The 16,284-nt window shown below is 36.7% G+C and carries 14 protein-coding genes and 2 pseudogenes; 8 read left to right on the forward strand and 8 right to left on the reverse strand.

Translation table 11 applies throughout. The features are described from left to right. Positions 1–30: 30 nt before the first annotated feature. Positions 31–1,884, reverse strand: coding sequence for a PAS domain-containing sensor histidine kinase (locus BMZ31_RS03180; protein WP_090830270.1), 1,854 nt, complete (start codon positions 1,882–1,884; stop codon positions 31–33). 475 nt (positions 1,885–2,359) lie between these two features. Further along, entirely contained in the window at positions 2,360–4,183 is a 1,824-nt protein-coding gene (locus BMZ31_RS03190; RefSeq protein WP_254778558.1) for a methyl-accepting chemotaxis protein, read from the reverse strand. 353 nt (positions 4,184–4,536) lie between these two features. On the opposite strand from BMZ31_RS03190, the gene BMZ31_RS03195 reads away from it, so the two are divergent. After that, a complete protein-coding gene (locus tag BMZ31_RS03195; RefSeq protein ID WP_090830271.1) occupies positions 4,537–5,559 on the forward strand; it encodes an acyltransferase family protein in 1,023 nt (340 codons plus the stop codon). 31 nt (positions 5,560–5,590) lie between these two features. Here BMZ31_RS03195 and BMZ31_RS20525 read toward each other — a convergent pair. Further along, a pseudogene (locus BMZ31_RS20525) lies at positions 5,591–5,665 on the reverse strand (lactate utilization protein C); the annotation flags it as partial. A gap of 174 nt (positions 5,666–5,839) precedes the next feature. Here BMZ31_RS20525 and BMZ31_RS03200 point away from each other — a divergent pair. After that, on the forward strand, positions 5,840–7,582 hold the full coding sequence (locus BMZ31_RS03200; RefSeq protein WP_090830272.1) for a B12-binding domain-containing radical SAM protein: 1,743 nt from the start codon (positions 5,840–5,842) through the stop codon (positions 7,580–7,582). A gap of 68 nt (positions 7,583–7,650) precedes the next feature. Here BMZ31_RS03200 and BMZ31_RS20210 read toward each other — a convergent pair whose 3' ends face one another. After that, positions 7,651–7,791 carry a hypothetical protein gene (locus tag BMZ31_RS20210; RefSeq protein ID WP_175477982.1) on the reverse strand — a complete coding sequence of 47 codons (141 nt, stop codon included), beginning with the start codon at positions 7,789–7,791 and terminating at the stop codon, positions 7,651–7,653. Further along, the gene (locus tag BMZ31_RS20215) at positions 7,788–7,949 is read right to left on the reverse strand and encodes a hypothetical protein (RefSeq protein ID WP_175477983.1); all 162 of its coding nucleotides are present in this window, start codon (positions 7,947–7,949) and stop codon (positions 7,788–7,790) included. Before BMZ31_RS20215 ends, BMZ31_RS20210 begins: the two co-directional genes overlap by 4 nt. Positions 7,950–8,096: 147 nt before the next feature. On the opposite strand from BMZ31_RS20215, the gene BMZ31_RS03205 reads away from it, so the two are divergent. The 6 genes and pseudogenes from BMZ31_RS03205 (at position 8,097) to BMZ31_RS03225 (ending at position 12,950) form a co-directional block, all read left to right on the forward strand. Then, positions 8,097–8,453: a DUF3905 domain-containing protein gene (locus BMZ31_RS03205; protein ID WP_090830273.1), complete on the forward strand. Its 357-nt coding sequence runs from the start codon at positions 8,097–8,099 to the stop codon at positions 8,451–8,453. Positions 8,454–8,528: 75 nt separating this feature from the next. Next, positions 8,529–9,250 (forward strand): annotated as a pseudogene (locus BMZ31_RS21010) (CdaR family transcriptional regulator); the annotation flags it as partial. Positions 9,251–9,403: 153 nt separating this feature from the next. Further along, positions 9,404–9,649, forward strand: a complete 246-nt coding sequence (locus BMZ31_RS21015) for a PucR family transcriptional regulator (RefSeq protein ID WP_254780680.1) — start codon at positions 9,404–9,406, stop codon at positions 9,647–9,649. A gap of 93 nt (positions 9,650–9,742) precedes the next feature. Continuing rightward, entirely contained in the window at positions 9,743–11,155 is a 1,413-nt protein-coding gene (glcD, locus tag BMZ31_RS03215; RefSeq protein ID WP_090830274.1) for a glycolate oxidase subunit GlcD, read from the forward strand. Then, positions 11,152–12,477 (forward strand): (Fe-S)-binding protein, encoded by a 1,326-nt coding sequence (locus BMZ31_RS03220; protein ID WP_090830275.1) that lies wholly within the window; start codon positions 11,152–11,154, stop codon positions 12,475–12,477. Before glcD ends, BMZ31_RS03220 begins: the two co-directional genes overlap by 4 nt. A gap of 275 nt (positions 12,478–12,752) precedes the next feature. Beyond that, positions 12,753–12,950 (forward strand): alpha/beta-type small acid-soluble spore protein, encoded by a 198-nt coding sequence (locus BMZ31_RS03225; RefSeq protein ID WP_090830276.1) that lies wholly within the window; start codon positions 12,753–12,755, stop codon positions 12,948–12,950. A 28-nt stretch (positions 12,951–12,978) separates the two neighbouring features. On the opposite strand, the gene BMZ31_RS03230 is transcribed toward BMZ31_RS03225, so the two are convergent. The 3 genes from BMZ31_RS03230 to BMZ31_RS03240 form a co-directional block, all read right to left on the reverse strand. Beyond that, on the reverse strand, positions 12,979–14,049 hold the full coding sequence (locus tag BMZ31_RS03230; protein ID WP_175477984.1) for an anti-sigma factor domain-containing protein: 1,071 nt from the start codon (positions 14,047–14,049) through the stop codon (positions 12,979–12,981). A 14-nt stretch (positions 14,050–14,063) separates the two neighbouring features. Further along, positions 14,064–14,816, reverse strand: coding sequence for an RNA polymerase sigma factor SigI (sigI, locus tag BMZ31_RS03235; RefSeq protein ID WP_254778561.1), 753 nt, complete (start codon positions 14,814–14,816; stop codon positions 14,064–14,066). Positions 14,817–14,931: 115 nt separating this feature from the next. Beyond that, positions 14,932–16,158 carry a DUF5667 domain-containing protein gene (locus BMZ31_RS03240; protein WP_139206599.1) on the reverse strand — a complete coding sequence of 409 codons (1,227 nt, stop codon included), beginning with the start codon at positions 16,156–16,158 and terminating at the stop codon, positions 14,932–14,934. Between the last annotated feature and the right edge of the window lie 126 nt (positions 16,159–16,284).

The following is a 16,284-nucleotide window of genomic DNA, read 5'->3' on the forward strand; positions in this document are numbered from 1 at the left end:
AAAGTGCCAATTTTTTACTATCGTACTAATTTAATCTTCGTTAACTATCAAAGGTAGATAAATATTGAATACTGTTCCTTTACCTTCTTCGCTTTCGACTTTTATGAAACCTTTATGTTCTTCAATGATTCGATAGGTAACCATCAAGCCCAGACCAGTCCCTCTATCTTTCGTCGTATAAAAAGGCTCACCCAGTCTTTTTAGCTTTTCGGGCGGTATTCCGATTCCCTCATCTTTAATTCTTATATGTAGTTTGTTATCTCTTGACTTTCCAAAAGAGATATCTATCATACCTCCTTCAGGCATGACTTCAATTGCATTTTTTATAATATTGATAAAGACCTTCTTTAATTGGTTAGGTTCACAGAAAACTCTGCCACCCCCATCCTCATAAAACGTACCGAATTGGACGTTATGAAGGACCGCCTGTGCTCCCAAAAGGTCGACTGTTTCCTTCATGATCTTTGTTACATCACACTCTTCAAATCTGACAGCCTGAGGCTTAGCAAGAATTAAAAATTCATTAATAATGGTATCGATTCGTTGCAGTTCGGAAGTTATTACTTGATAATACATTTCGTGTTCTTTTTTTATACTGCCTTTTAGAAGCTGCACAAACCCTTTTAAAGCAGTCATTGGATTACGAATTTCATGGGCAATACCCGCTGCCAATTGACCAATTACGTTTAATGTATCTGACTTCCGTAATTGTTCTTGCATTTCCATTTTCTCTGTAATGTCTCGAAAAACAGTCAAGCTAAGCCCTTCGACAACATTGTATTTCGATGAAAAATCATAATGTTTAGGTGTCCCATCCCTCTGTTCGAGGATGATTGACGAATCGTGTTGACCAAATTGAATAACCTGTTCGACGTGCTGCATTAGTTCCTGATGTTTCTTAGGACATTTTGTTACAAGTTCTTTGATGGATTTTCCGATGATCTTTCTTTTGGATATGCCGAAACTTAATTCAGCTGAAGTATTCACATCGGTAATAATATAATCTTCATCCCACAGGATCATACCATCAAAAGACCCTTCAAATACTTTCCTACATTTTAACTCACTAAATCTTAATTCTTGTTCCATGCGATGACGATTGCTCACATCACGAAAAATAGTCATGTGATATCCATCAACAGAATGCATTCTACTCGAAAATTCAATTAACTTTTCTTTCCCACTCGGCAATGTAAAAAAAAGTTGGCCTTTTCCTGCCCCGGTTTCATTTATTTCAGTCATCGCTTTATAGTAATTTTCGTCTTTTTTTACTTGAAATTCCTTAAACCGTTTCCCTACAATTTCATGGTGTGATGACTCAAAGATACGGCAAGCTGAAGAGTTAGCGTTAACAACTTTACCTTTTAAATCCCAAAAAACGATTCCATCTATAGCCTGTAAAAATAAAGCTTTTACAAGATCGTCTTTATTCGTAATGGATTCTTCCATGATTTTTTTATGAGTTATATCTCTCATAACGGAAATATTAAGATTTCCTAGAGGATGTCTTGTCGTAATAACATCAAAAAAAGTTATACCGTTACGGTGTACAATGGGCAGAATTCCTTTTGCTTTTCCGGCTTCCATAAGGAGTATATTTTGACGCTTAAGTTTATAGTGCTTTTCATATGGAATGAATTCTTCTAAGGGTTTCGAAATGATTTCGTGCTTTTTCAAGCCTACATGGGAACAAAAAGCATCATTAACATCGATGATTTCACCGTTATCGTCAAAATGAATAATGGCGTCTTCTGCCACTTTCGTCAGGGCATTCCATTTTTCTCTATTTGAGATTTCATTTTTAAGCAGGTTGTTTTGTTCTTCCAATTCTGCAATCTTTGCTTTTAAAATTTGCACATCTTCACTGAATGTCTCATGTGCCATATATTGTCCCCCCGCGCCATTCACAAAACAGTTATTGTAACATTCATATTCTACAGAGTGCTAATAAAAACCTTTATTTAAGTATTGAAAATTCCGATTATTTAATCTATGTCTTTATTAAAGTCTCTGTTAAATTACCTGTTGATTTCCACTGCAGTCAACATGGTGTCAAAAACAATAATATGCTTTTACATAACCCTGCTAAAAAGCCGTTTCTAGAAGAAACGGCTTCAATTTTTCAGGCTGTTTTCGTAAACTTTGTTGCTTTTAGATTGTAGTGGTTGATTTCCGCTCCAGGATGCTCGCTTTCCGCGGGGCGTGCGGTGAGCCTCCTCGGCGCATTTGCGCCTGTGGGGTCTCACCTGTCCCGCTAATCCCGCAGGAGTCTCGCACCTTCCACTCCAATCAACTTAATTTTTGGCTTGCTTTCACAAATCTTTGTAAAAACAAAAACCTTTTAGAAAAGAGCCATTTTTTACAATCTAAATCTTGTAATCATTCCATTCAATTGATCAGCCAAATTACTTAATGACTGTGCATGCTCTGATATGTTCTCCATAGCATGATTTGTCTGGGTAATAGAAGCACTCGATTCTTCAATACCAGCAGCAGATTCTTCAGACACAGCTGCTATATTCTCGATGGAAATGTTCATTTGGTCTGAACTAGCAGAAACATGATCAAGGTTTTCAGAAATCTCATTAATTTTACTTGTCATGAGTGTTACAGATTCATAGATTTGTTTAAAGGTTTGTCCTGTAGCTTCAATTTGTTCCCTTCCACCCTCAACGTCTTGATATCCCGATTGCAGGGAGGAAACTACATTTCCAGATTCATTTTGAATCCCTTGGACAATCTCCGTAATATCTTTAACGGACAAGGAAACTTGTTCAGCTAGCTTTCTGACTTCATTTGCCACTACTGCAAATCCTCTGCCATGTTCACCTGCTCTGGCAGCTTCAATCGCAGCATTTAATGCTAGTAAGTTTGTTTGTCCAGCAATATCTTTGATGACCTGAACCAACTTCGAGATCATCTTCGTTTGATCATCCAAGCCTTTAACCTTTTCTACTGATGATTTCATAATTACGTTAATTTTTTCCATTTGCAATTGTGACCCCTTCATTAAGGAATCACCTTTTTGTGTCATAGAAAGAACTTCATTTGAAGCAGTTCGAATTGATGTCCCATTCTCAACAGCTTTATGCACTTTTGATAAATAGTCGTCCATAAGTCTGGCTAAATCTGTAGCTGAACTCGCTTGGTCTTCTGCTCCACCAGATAATTCGTGCATCGTGGCAGCCACTTGTTGACTGGCTGCTTTGACTTCATCAGATGTCACGGTGAGTTCACTACTTTTATGGGTAACAATAGCTGATACCGCTGAAATTTCTTGTATCATGGACTGAAGTTTTTCTTTCATAGAATTTGTAGCTTTACTTAACTGTCCAATCTCATCCATCCCGCTATATTCCACTGATTCCACACTTAAATTTCCATCTGCAATTTCATTTGAAATCATAATAATTTGATTCAATTTCTTTGAAATGATTGAACTAATAACAATCACTGAGATAATCCCCATCAAAGCTGAGACAATGATGGAAACGACAAGGACGATTAGCGTTAAGATTAATCCTGCTTTAGCAGAAGAAATCGCATCTTTTTGTTCTTCTTTTAAAACATCTTTTAATTTTTCCAATTTCACAATCGTATCTTTAACGATATTGTCTACTTTGAGTTTACCAAGCATGTACTCCCGTTTATGCTGCAGCTTAACTTGTGGTTTAATCGTTTCATTGAAGATTGTCGTTATTTCTTTATTATTCTTACTAATATCAGCAAAGAGTTGCCTTGATTCAACAGAAGTCAAAGCAGGCTTAATCTGTTTCTCGAGTTTGCTGAATTCCTTTGTTAATTCCTCAAATTGAGTTAAGTGTTTAGGGTTTGAATCAATGATATAGTTGCCAATTGCCCCGCTCTTTTGATAAAAAATCCCAGCGGAAACTGTCATATCGATTGCTTTTTCACCAGAATCCTTGACATCTGCCATTTTCGCGTTGACATTCGCTAAAAGAGCAAAGGTAATAATAGTTGATAATGTAAAAAGTCCGATTGTAACAAAAATAGACAATCCGTATTTATGACCAAGCTTTAAGTTTTGCCACTTCCTCGCTCCCATAAGTTTTTTACTTACTGTCTCAAGCCAATTTTTCTTTTCTTTGTTTGGCTTCCGTTTAGGCTGCATTTGGTCCATTTTCCTTCTTAATTTCCCTATTAACTTTTTTGCCCTCTGCACAGTTGTTAACCCCCCTATTATGTAAACACCAACCTACAAATTCACATTTGTGAACATTTTCTAACTTTTTCTTTTATTCATTATAAATCAAAAAGTTTAACTAGTGAATATATTGTTACAAAAATCGACAAGGTCAAGTCGACAATTTTATCTGAATTTTTCCAACTAATGAAATTTCCATAGTACAGATGACTCAGAAGACAATTTGTGAATTTTCTTAATAAGGGAACCATGATGAAATTATGCAATTCCTCTCACCCTACCCATTAATTACCTGACTGTTTAGGGTTTTCAACCTTGAAGAGAGGGTATAGAATGGGTGATTGCCAGGGTCTTAGACTGGGAGGTTAAAAATGAGACAGCGAGATTATTACTTTGATAATGTAAAATTTATTTTGATTGTATTTGTTGTATTTGGGCATTTTCTTAGGTCATTCATAGAACATAATGATGTTATTTATGCCCTATACAAAGTTATCTATAGTTTTCACATGCCGGCTTTCATACTTGTATCAGGTTTCTTCGCTAAAGGATTTTTTGATAAAGGGTACGTAGCCAAGTTAGCTAAAAAATTGATACTTCCGTATATCATTTTCCAACTGATTTATTCGGTTTTCTATTTTTACTTGTATGACAAATCGACTTTAAAAATTGACCCTTTTAATCCACATTGGTCGCTTTGGTTTTTAATCAGCTTATTTTTCTGGAACATCATGCTTTTTGTTTTTGCAAAAATGAAGCCATCCGTAGCTATTGCACTAGCTATTTTCATCGGATTGGCTGTAGGATATGTTGACTGGATTTCAAACTACATGAGTTTGTCACGAACGTTTGTATTTTTCCCGTTATTTCTGATTGGTTACTTCATGAAAAAGGAACATTTAGTCGTGCTTTCCAGTACAAGAATAAGAATATTGGCTTCAATGTCCTTTGTCGCCATTTTCCTTTGGTTCTACTTGAACCCTGATATTCCTTATCAATGGCTACTAGGTTCAAAATCTTATGAAAAGCTTGGGACCTATTCAGTTTTAGCCATGTTCAAACGTTTAGGATTCTACTCTATCAGCTTCTGGATGATTCTCAGCTTTTTTGCATTTGTTCCAAATAAGAAATACTTCTTTACAAATCTAGGTAAGAATACGTTATATGTTTACTTACTTCACGGATTCTTTGTACGTTTATTCAGAGAAAGCTCAATTCAAAGCTATTTTGATAACCCAGAAAGATGTATCTATTTAGCTGCTATCGCTTTGGTATTAACGCTCTTATTATCAAGCAAGATGATCACTTCCTTTGCACAGCCACTGATTGAATTCAGACTTTCGAAGTTAAGGAAGCTAAAATATGAAGTACTTACTTCAGTAAAATCTTCATAAAAAAGTCTGCGGAGATTTCCGCAGACTTTTTTTATAGATCATCGACAACAATATACGCTGCCTTTACTGGACCGTGTACCCCGACCACTAACTCGATATCAGCAGAGTATACTTTTACTCGTCTGCATCATTGCTTTCTTGCAGAATAATGTACTTTCATTCAAGATTCCTTAAACGATGCAAAGGCTCTTCCAAGCGGAAGAGCCTTTCTTTTATCATAAAAATAAGCTATAATAACGTGTTGTTTTATATGGACTTTTGTCTAAAAGGAGTTTAGATAATGAATATCATTTGTTCGACGCTTAATGCGAAGTACATCCACACAAACATTGCCATCCGATATTTGAAATCATATGCAGCACCAGAATATGATGTTCAACTTGTAGAATATACCATTAAAGATCCAATCATGAATATTGTTACTGATTTGATTAGCCGAAAGCCTGATGTCTTAGGCTTCAGTTGTTATATATGGAATATCGAAGAAACGATCAAAGTAATGCAAATGATTAAAAAGATCAATCCTGAGATAAAAATAGTCGTCGGTGGTCCGGAAGTCTCATATGACAGTATGGAATGGATGGATAATGTTCCTTCAATAGACTTTATTGTTCTTGGTGAAGGTGAGCAAACGTTTAAACAGCTTCTTAATGAGATTAGCCATGGCCACGAATACAAAAATGTACCAGGTATTTCCTATCGCGAGAACGAGAAGACTTTGATTAATCCACAACGCAATAAGTTGGACTTGAAAGAACTTCCATCTCCATACAGATTTGAGGAAGACCTTCCTCACCTGGGCAAACGGGTGCAATATATTGAAACGAGCCGTGGTTGTCCTTTCAGTTGCCAATTTTGCTTGTCATCAATCGAGGTTGGTGTCCGTTATTTTGACAGAGAAAAGATTAAGGACGATATCCGCTATCTCATGAAAAACGGAGCTAAAACAATCAAGTTTGTTGATCGCACTTTTAACATTAGCAGAAGCTATGCAATGGAAATGTTTCAATTTCTTATTGATGAGCATCTCCCTGGTACAGTATTCCAATTTGAGATTACTGCCGATATCATGAGACCTGAAGTAATTGAATTCTTAAACCGTGAAGCGCCTGCTGGATTATTCCGTTTTGAAATTGGCGTTCAGTCAACCAATGATGCTACAAATGAGTTGGTTATGAGAAAACAAAACTTTGCTAAGCTAACAAGAACCGTAACGCTTGTAAAAGATGGCGGGAAAATTGATCAGCATCTTGATTTGATTGCAGGGTTACCTGAGGAAGATTACCATTCCTTCAAGCAAACATTCAATGATGTATTTGCAATGAGACCTGAAGAACTTCAATTAGGTTTCTTAAAAATGCTACGTGGCACTGGTTTACGTCTACGAGCTGCAGATCATGATTACGTTTATATGGATCACTCACCGTATGAGATTTTAGGAAATAACGTTTTGCCTTTCGAAGACATTATAAGAATTAAACAAGTGGAAGATGTGTTAGAGAAATATTGGAATGATCATCGAATGGACGAGACGATCGAATACCTTGTCACAAGAGTCTTCCCTTCTCCATTTGATTTCTTCCAGGAATTTGGCGCTTACTGGGATAGAAAAGGGTGGTCAAGAATTGGCCATCAACTTGAAGATCTTTTTACAAGATTATATTCATTCTTAGAAAGCCGCAAAATCGAAAATCTTGATATAGTTGAAAGCTTGATGAAATACGACTATTTATTGAGACACAAATTCAAACCTAGAAAACCATGGTGGCATGTAAGTTTTTCTAAAGAACAAAGAACAAATATTTATAGCCAGATTTTAGAAAATCCAGCTGTTTTAGGTACATCATTTATGGACCTAAGTCTTAGTGAAAAAGAATTGCATAAACACACCATGCTTGAAGAACTAAGCTTTAACCTAACGAAATATATTAGAGATGGTGAAATCGAAAGAAGTAAAAATGTTTTAGTTGCATTCTTTGACCCTTCTCAAGAAAAAACCGGCTTATACTCGGCAGAAATGTAACCCGGTTTTTCACCCTCTTATCATCATTTGAAAAGGACAAGCGCTAAAAAATGCTTGTCCTTTTTTTCTTATTTTTCTTTCTTCGATTTGTCATTCTTTTTTTCATTTTTCAAAGGATAATCATATAACTTCACACCATTAACATCGCCAAATTCAATTCCAAATTCTACGTTGGTGATTTCATTTGAATTCTGGTTCTTGTTTTTCATGACCTTCCCTTTTTCCCTAGCTTTGAATTACGATTTGCGCCTTTCATTGCATCTTCCCCGCCACTATATTCAGCTGAAAATTCGGTATCCTTAAGATTCTTTTTTGGTGTTTTACTATATTTTTCAAGTGCATGATGTTCTGCTTTACGTTTAGTCATTTCATTACCCCCAATATAGTCGAATTTTCTAAAGCAATCTTATTTTTTCACCTGTAATTTAAAATATGCCTTGCTTTGATTGCCTCTTTTTTACTTTGATAAAATAGAACCTTTTTGAAAAAAATAAGCAAAAACAGGAGTGAGCATATGAAAAAACAGACCAACAACAAGCCCGAACTCGAGAACTTAGCCATAAACGAGACTCTTCCCCATCAAATCAATGCTCCGAGTTTTGAAGGTACGGGAATTGAGATTGAACCTCCATTTATCAACTCATACGGCGTGGTTATAGGAGACAGTAAGTATGCTTCTCCTAACTCTCCACTCGAAAACTGGTCGGTCGATACCGATCCGGAAATGATGTCAGGTGATGAATGGATTCATCCAACGAATGATATAGGATGGAATTCTGCTGAAAATCGTGAAATGGTTGAAAGCAATAAGAAACCCCAAGGATTTCCTTTCATGCATCCTACTATAGATGTTAGTCATGGCAAAGATTAAGAGAACATCCTCCTACGGATTTCCTAGGAGGACGTCCTCTTTTTTTTCATTTATAATATGTTTGGAGGTGAATGTATGTTATTGCCAGATTTAGCCGAAAAAATCGTGCGTGAAGTAAGAAAACTAATCGGAGAAGACATCATTGTCGTTGATACAGAAGGTATTATTATTGCAAGTACAGATTTTCAACGAGTAGGTACTTTTCACGAAGGTGCCCTTATAGCTCTTAGAGATAAGCGAAAATTGATTATTAGCAAAGTGAATCAAGATAATTGGATTGGTGTCAAAGCGGGAATAAACTTACCTGTTTTTTTCAAAACGATGTAATTGGCGTAATTGGAATAACAGGTGAACCAGACGTCGTGACGCCATTCGGCGAGATTATCCGTAAAATGACCGAACTATTAATTAGTGAGAATTTCTATGCTGAGCAGTTTGATTGGCAATCAAGGGCAACGGAAGCATTCGTCTTTGACCTCATTCAAGGAAGAGAATGGGATACACAATTTTTGAATAATGCCGACCTATTGTCAATCAATCTCACAATTCCACGTATTGTTGCCATTATCGATTTTGGTTCTATGGATTCACCTGTCACAAGGGATGGCTGGTATACCCTATTAAATTGGTTCAGAGATCATGAGAATGATGTCCCTTTACGATGGCGAAATGAAAGGATTGTCGTCTTATTTGCTTCTGACGGAAACAAGCAAGAAGGACAGCTTAAGCATCGTTTACATCAATTCCTCTTATTCATCAAAAATCATATCGGGACTGAAGCATATGTTGGAGTAGGTCAAAGCGTCCTCCCACAAGATTTACAAATATCTTATCATCAGGCTGAAAGAGCACTAAAAACAACAAGAAATGAAAACCCCATTGTCTTTGATGGGGAGCTTAGATTGGAAATGATTTTTGAAGAAATAAAGCAAGAAACAAAAATTGAATTTATGAACAGGACAATCGGTCCTGCTCTACATGATAGTGAACTCGTTCATACTATTAAAGAGTTGATTAGGCAAAATCAATCTTTAAAGAATACTGCCGAATCCTTACATATTCATATAAATACTCTCCATTACCGGATAAAAAAGTTTGAAGAACTGACTGGCTACCATCCAGGAAATCTGGAAAACTTAGTAACCATATATTTAGCCCTTCGTTTCTTGGATGAAAACACAAAAATTAATTGTTAATCCAACATTTTTTTGTACGAATATACATAGCAGGCGAAAGCCTGTTTTTTTTATACTTACAAGTAAGTGTTTTATTTAACGGAGGGAATAGAAATGATTCCAAATAGCATAAAAGAACAAATTTCAGCCATCGTTGGGGCCGAAAATTACGATGATTATAAAACAGGCAGGCTTGTTTATTCTTTTGATGCCACGCCTAATTTCCAGTCGATGCCTGATGCTGTAGTAAGCCCACGCAATACGGACGAGATATCCCGTATCCTAAAGATTTGCAATAGCAGTGGCATTCCCATCGTCCCCAGAGGTTCAGGCACTAATCTTTGTGCAGGCACTTGCCCTACTGAAGGCGGTATAGTTCTATTGTTCAAATATATGAACTCTATTCTCGAAATCGATGAAGAAAACTTAACCATAACTGTACAACCTGGAGTCATCACACTTGATATGATAAATGCAGTTGAAGCAAAAGGCTTATTTTATCCGCCAGATCCAAGTTCAATGAAAATCTCAACAATAGGTGGAAATATTAATGAAAACTCTGGTGGACTGCGTGGATTGAAATATGGTGTCACACGTGATTACGTTATGGCATTGGAGATTGTACTTGCTAATGGCGATATTATGCGCACAGGTGGAAAATTGGCTAAGGATGTTGCCGGATACGACTTCACTCGCCTCTTTGTAGGATCTGAAGGAACATTAGGCATTATTACGGAAGCAACGCTAAAACTAATCCCATTGCCAGAAACAAAAAAGACGATGCTGGCACTTTATGAGGACTTAGAAGCTGCTGCAACGACCGTTTCTAAAATCATTGCCAATAAGATTATTCCAACTACATTAGAATTTTTAGACCAACCAACCTTAAAAGTCGTGGAAGCCTATGCTCAAATAGGGCTGCCAACAGATGTTCAAGCCGTTTTATTAATTGAACAGGACGGTCCTCAAGAAATTGTGGATCGTGATATGCAGTTGATGGCTGAAATATGTCAATCGGAAAGAGCTATCTCTGTTCAAGTGGCACAAACAGAAGCTGAAGCTGAAGCTCTAAGAACAGCGAGGAGATCTGCCCTCTCTGCACTTGCCCGGTTGAAGCCAACAACCATTCTGGAAGATGCTACTGTTCCAAGATCAGAAATTGCTAATATGGTTAAAGCTATTAATGAAATTGCCTCAAAGCATAATGTCAGCATTTGTACATTCGGACATGCTGGAGACGGAAACCTACATCCAACTTGCCCTACTGATGCTCGAGACAAGGATGAAATGGAGCGAGTCGAAAAAGCTTTTGCTGAAATCTTTGAAAAAGCAATCGAACTTGGTGGAACAATTACGGGGGAACATGGCGTTGGAATCATGAAAGCACCTTATTTGGAATTGAAACTTGGCAAAGAGGGAATGGCAGCTATGAAAGCTGTTAAAGCCGCATTTGACCCAAATAACATTATGAACCCAGGAAAAGTTATTGCAAAAGACAGCAGGAAGCGCGTGGTGGTAACAAAATGACAACAGTTCAGGAACAAGTGAAAATTCAACAGCAATTCAAAGAGAGAATGAACGAAGATGAATTGCTAAACTGTATGAGATGCGGATTTTGCCTTCCTACCTGCCCTACTTATATTGAATCCGGCTATAAGGAATCTCATTCACCGAGGGGACGTATTGCCTTAATGAAAGCAGTCGTAGACGGGTTAATCGAACCAGATGAGGATTTCGAAAGATCTTTGGATCTTTGTCTTGGTTGCAGAGCCTGTGAGCCCGTTTGTCCTTCGGGAGTAAAGTATGGCTCGTTATTGGAAGAAGCTAGAGATATCATTAATCAAAATAAAAAGTTCTCTTTACCTGTAAAAGCCGTAAGGAAAATCGTCTTTGAAGAATTGTTTCCCCATCAAAACAGAATGAGAAGCCTTACAGGAATGATTGGCTTTTATCAACGCTCAGGTTTACAAAACCTGACTCATAAACTCGGTATTATGAAGCTGTTTCCAGAAAGTTTAGCTACAATGGAAAAAGTACTTCCGAAAGTACCAACCATGAAAGAAATGAAAAATAGACCAACCTACTTACCTGCTGAGTCTGAACAAACGAAACGCTTAGCTTTCTTTAGTGGATGTCTCATGGATATTATGTTCTTAAATACCAATAATGCAACAACAAAACTGCTTCAGATGGCTGGTTGTGAAATTATCATTCCTCCAAACCAAAGTTGTTGCGGCGCCTTACATGGCCACAGTGGAGAAAAAGATTTAGCTAAAGAATTAGCTAAGAAAAATATCTTGGCTTTTGAACAATTGGATGTCGACTATATCATTACCAACGCGGGTGGATGTGGTGCATTTCTAATCGATTATGATCACCTTTTACAAGATGATCCCGATTGGAAAGAGCGTTCAAAATTATTTGTTAATAAAATTAAGGATATTTCAGAAATTCTTGTAGAATTGCAATTCCATAAAAAAGTACACCTTGAATTGCCAGATCAAGTTATCACCTATCAAGATTCTTGTCACTTAAGGAACGTGATGAAGACAGCTTCGGCACCTAGAATACTTCTTCAATCGATTAAAGGCACAAAATTTAGAGAGATGAAAGATGCAGATAGATGTTGTGGATCTGCAGGAATTTATAACATTGTCGAGTCTAAATCTTCCATGCAAATGCTCGATTCAAAAATGGTTAAAGCAAAAGAGACACTCGCGACAACAATTGTAACCGCAAATCCAGGTTGCCTACTACAAATGAAACTCGGAATAGAAAGGGAAGGAATTTCTTCTACAACAGAAGGAGTCCACATCGTTGATTTATTACTAAAAGCTGCTTCTAAATAAGCTTAAATGTAGACTCTGTTAAAGACCAATGTTGATTTATTAGCTTTGTTGATTGTAGCGTAAGGGTAAGAGACTCCTCGAAACCTGTAGCGAAAATCAACAACCAAGTTTAACAGAGCCTAAATGTAAAAAAAGCTCTTCTACTCCTTTCTACTTAGATATTTCCAACCTTTACTTCAATTCCATAAGTATTACCACTTATGAATCGCTTGGAAGTGCAGAAACTAGTATTACAGAGTCACACTCTGTAATACAGAAATAGGAGTTGAAGAGTAATGGCAAGAAGTAGCAATAAATTACTTGTACCGGGTATTGAACTATACTTGGACCAAGTTAAATATGAAATCGCACAAGAGTTTGGTGTAAGTCTTGGCTCTGATACTGCTGCACGTGCAAACGGATCAGTTGGCGGAGAGATTACAAAACGACTTGTGGCACAAGCACAAGCTCAATTATCGGGTGGAACAAAATAACTTCATATAAAATGGCAAAAAGTCCGGTTTAATAACCGGACTTTTCTTTATGCTTATTATTGCGGTCTACTTGAGTATTCCATGATTTTTTCCCACTATTGTTCACTTGATTAGAATCTATTCTCTTATCATTAGGACGAGGCTGGTAATTAGTAGAAGATTTCTGATGTTGCTTTTTATCATTTTTCATATTGCCTTGATTATGTTTCTCTTGCTTATCATCTTTCCATTCAGTTCGCTTATTTCCACTTTCCTCATGTTTTTGTCCTTGACCGTTATTAGTTTTAGGGACATGAGCATTCGGATGTTGTTCTTTTACAGGTTTTTCAGCTGGAACAGTATCTTTCACTGGAGGTACCGTTACTTTTGGAGTAGGGGTAAGGTTCGTGTCTTGTTTTTTATCCTTTTTAGGGGAGATTATTTTTTGTTTCTTTTCAATGACATGAATCTTACCTTGCTTTTCACTCTTATACTTTCCAGTTGAAAGTCCAAGCTTTTTGGCCTTATTTCTTTCCTTCTCCGTAGCTTCCATGACTGTTAACGTAATACTTTCATCGATATGTTGCTGGATTTCTTCTACCTTTTCATCCATTTGCACATCGATATCACTTTCACTCACATCTGTAGGAACAGTCGAAATCAAAATATCATGGTTCTTTTCAAAATACCCCTGTTCTTTCACTTCATTCAGGATCTTATCTGTGATAACCGTCATATCTTTATTTTTCCATCCAGTTATGTCATCAATTATTTCTTTACCTTCTTCATTATAGGCGTTTAATTCGATAACCTTGAGTTCCTTATTGATACCAAGTTCTATGCTTGGATTTACATCAATAGACATATAAGCATAGACTTTAGGATCACTGTTCAAAGGAATCAATACTGAGAAAAAAAGAAGCGCCGCTGCAGTTGAAAATGCAATTGTTTTTCTCGATAGCCGATCAAAAGAAAAAAAACGGTCTTTTACTTTTTGATTCACTTCTAAAGGAAAAAAATGAATTTCTTCACCTAAAGAATATTGCTTGTCCTGCTTACGGGCACGTAAGAACTCACCTTCTGGGGTCAATAATGTCAAAAAACGCTCATTAACTTCCATTACAACTCCCTTTTTCACCCTTCAAGCACCCCTTTTATATAATCATTCATATATACATAATCCCCTGACATGACAAGGGCAATGGCAATAATGTACTTTCTATTTCGTTCAATTGTCTTTCGGCTGACATCAACCAATTGTTGTAACTGCTTGATGGGCAACCTTTTCTTTTCAAATAATAAATCTTTCAACTCTGAATCTTCTACAAGAATCTTGGCAATCATAATAGCATTTTTTCTAGCATCTACATGCTTAGGTGATTGTTCCACGATATCTGAAAAACTCAGATCGAAATCCTTTAATAACTGTTGAAAATTTATTATTTCTTCTCTACGTTTTGTTTCGTCTTGCTTTTTTGTATATTCTTCTATTGAAAGATTATTTTCAAGCATCGATCCAGAAGATTCCTCATCCGTCATATCATTCTGATAATCGAGGCTTACAAACTGGTTTTTGGAGTTTTTCCGAATATAGTCAATGACACGTCTTTTTATCAACACTTCCGAAAAACTTAGCAACGAACTGCCTCTTTCCGGAGAGTATTTTTCAACCGCTTCATGGAATGCAATAAGGCCAATGCTAAATTCATCGTCGGATTCATGAATATAACGCTTGCATACTCCGGACACTGTTTTTGCAATAAAGGGCTTATACGAGTCTATTGTCTCGTTCAGCAATGAAAGGTCTCCTTCTTGTATTAAGAGGACCTTCTCTTCTAATGTTTTTTTCTTTTTTGTCATGAACAATAAACTTAGCATTAGTCTCACCTCTCGACTTACCCAATTATAACATACGCAAACCAGAGGGTTTTTATGGGGTAAAAAAGAGATTTAGAAAAGATAGCCTTAAAAAAGGCTATCTTTTCTTGTTCTTGGTCAAAAATTAGTGTCTATCTTTCCCTTTATTGTCTTGTTCATGTTTTCCACCTTGGTTACCACCGTGATTGCCGCCTTTATGTTCTGTTTTAGCTTCAACACGTTTTTGCTTAACTTCTGCTTTGATCTTTTTCACTTCTTGTTTTGCTTCTTGCTTTACTTGTTTGATTTCTAGCTTAGCTTCTTGTTTCACAGCTTTTTGAGGATGCTTAGGTGCCGTAACAATTGGAGCCGGTACAACGGTAGTATCCGTTTCTGTTTCTGTAGTTGTTTCTGTTTCAGGCTCAGTTACCGGTTCTGTTACTGGCTCAGTCACTACTTCTTCTTTTTCGACTGAATCTTCAGTTGCTTCTTCTTCATTTTCTTTTGCATAACGCTCTTCCCATTTTGCAATTTTCTTGGCTAGCTTTTCATAGCTTTTGTCGATGTTTTTTTGTAACGCAGCTTTAGCAACTGGATTTTTCACTTTTTCCATAGCAGCTGTTAATGCGATAATGTTTTGTGAAATCAATTCTTTAACTTCCTCAACTGCTTCTTCTTCCTCAGTAGCAGGCTCTTCTGTTGTTACTTCATCTTCCACAGCCGTTTCATCGTCTTTTACTTCTGTGTCATTTTCAGTACCTTCAGTGTCGGAAGCTTGTCCGTCTTCAGTTGTAGTATCTTCAGTCTTTGTATCTTCAGTCTTTGTATCTTCAGTCTTTGTATCTTCAGTTGTTGTATCTTCTGCTTTCGTAGACTCATCATCGCCTTCAGTTTCTTCAACGATTTCATCAGCATTTTTCAAATATTCGATTGAATCTTCAATTGTTTTTAATGCTAAGTCTTCATCACCAGCCTTGAAAAGCGCTTCTGCTTCAGCTAAACGCTCTGCAGCATAATCAGAAAGCATCTTAGCTTCTTTTACATCATCAAATGTAAGCGCCAATGCGATTTTTTCAAATGCTAATTTTGTAAAATAAAAGAAATCTCCAGGTAGAAGAGATGGCTCTTCTGTTTCTTCATCATCCAATTTTTGAACGTCTTCTGTTTCAACAGTTGTATCTGTGTTAGCTTCTTTATTTGTTGTTGCTGAAAGATCTACCGTTTCTACATTTGTGCTTTCTTGAGTAGTAGACTCTTCCGCAAATGCATTTGTAGTTGAGAATGTGAATGTTCCTGCAAGAACCATAGCTAAAGCTGACTTTGCAATTTTGTTTAATTGTTTGTGGCTAGTTAGTTTTGTCAATTCTTTCACCTCATGATTTTGTATGTGCGATCGCTTTCACAAAAGATTACGAGGGTGATATGACAATTTGTGGGGGTTACAAATAAATATAAATAAAATAAAAAATCCTTAAACCTGTTTTTGGTTTAAGGATTT

The organism is Bacillus sp. cl95, from assembly GCF_900115925.1.
Lineage (GTDB): Bacteria > Bacillota > Bacilli > Bacillales > Cytobacillaceae > Neobacillus_A.

What these genes read in the sequence shown, in the direction of transcription:
- BMZ31_RS03200 (WP_090830272.1), top strand. Translation starts at nt 5,840, where the DNA reads ATGAATATCATTTGTTCGACGCTTAATGCGAAGTACATCCACACAAAC.
- BMZ31_RS03220 (WP_090830275.1), top strand. Translation starts at nt 11,152, where the DNA reads ATGACAACAGTTCAGGAACAAGTGAAAATTCAACAGCAATTCAAAGAG.
- BMZ31_RS03230 (WP_175477984.1), bottom strand. Translation starts at nt 14,049, where the DNA reads ATGGAAGTTAATGAGCGTTTTTTGACATTATTGACCCCAGAAGGTGAG.
- BMZ31_RS21015 (WP_254780680.1), top strand. Translation starts at nt 9,404, where the DNA reads ATGAACAGGACAATCGGTCCTGCTCTACATGATAGTGAACTCGTTCAT.
- BMZ31_RS03180 (WP_090830270.1), bottom strand. Translation starts at nt 1,884, where the DNA reads ATGGCACATGAGACATTCAGTGAAGATGTGCAAATTTTAAAAGCAAAG.
- BMZ31_RS03205 (WP_090830273.1), top strand. Translation starts at nt 8,097, where the DNA reads ATGAAAAAACAGACCAACAACAAGCCCGAACTCGAGAACTTAGCCATA.
- glcD (WP_090830274.1), top strand. Translation starts at nt 9,743, where the DNA reads ATGATTCCAAATAGCATAAAAGAACAAATTTCAGCCATCGTTGGGGCC.
- BMZ31_RS20215 (WP_175477983.1), bottom strand. Translation starts at nt 7,949, where the DNA reads ATGACTAAACGTAAAGCAGAACATCATGCACTTGAAAAATATAGTAAA.
- BMZ31_RS20210 (WP_175477982.1), bottom strand. Translation starts at nt 7,791, where the DNA reads ATGAAAAACAAGAACCAGAATTCAAATGAAATCACCAACGTAGAATTT.
- BMZ31_RS03225 (WP_090830276.1), top strand. Translation starts at nt 12,753, where the DNA reads ATGGCAAGAAGTAGCAATAAATTACTTGTACCGGGTATTGAACTATAC.
- BMZ31_RS03195 (WP_090830271.1), top strand. Translation starts at nt 4,537, where the DNA reads ATGAGACAGCGAGATTATTACTTTGATAATGTAAAATTTATTTTGATT.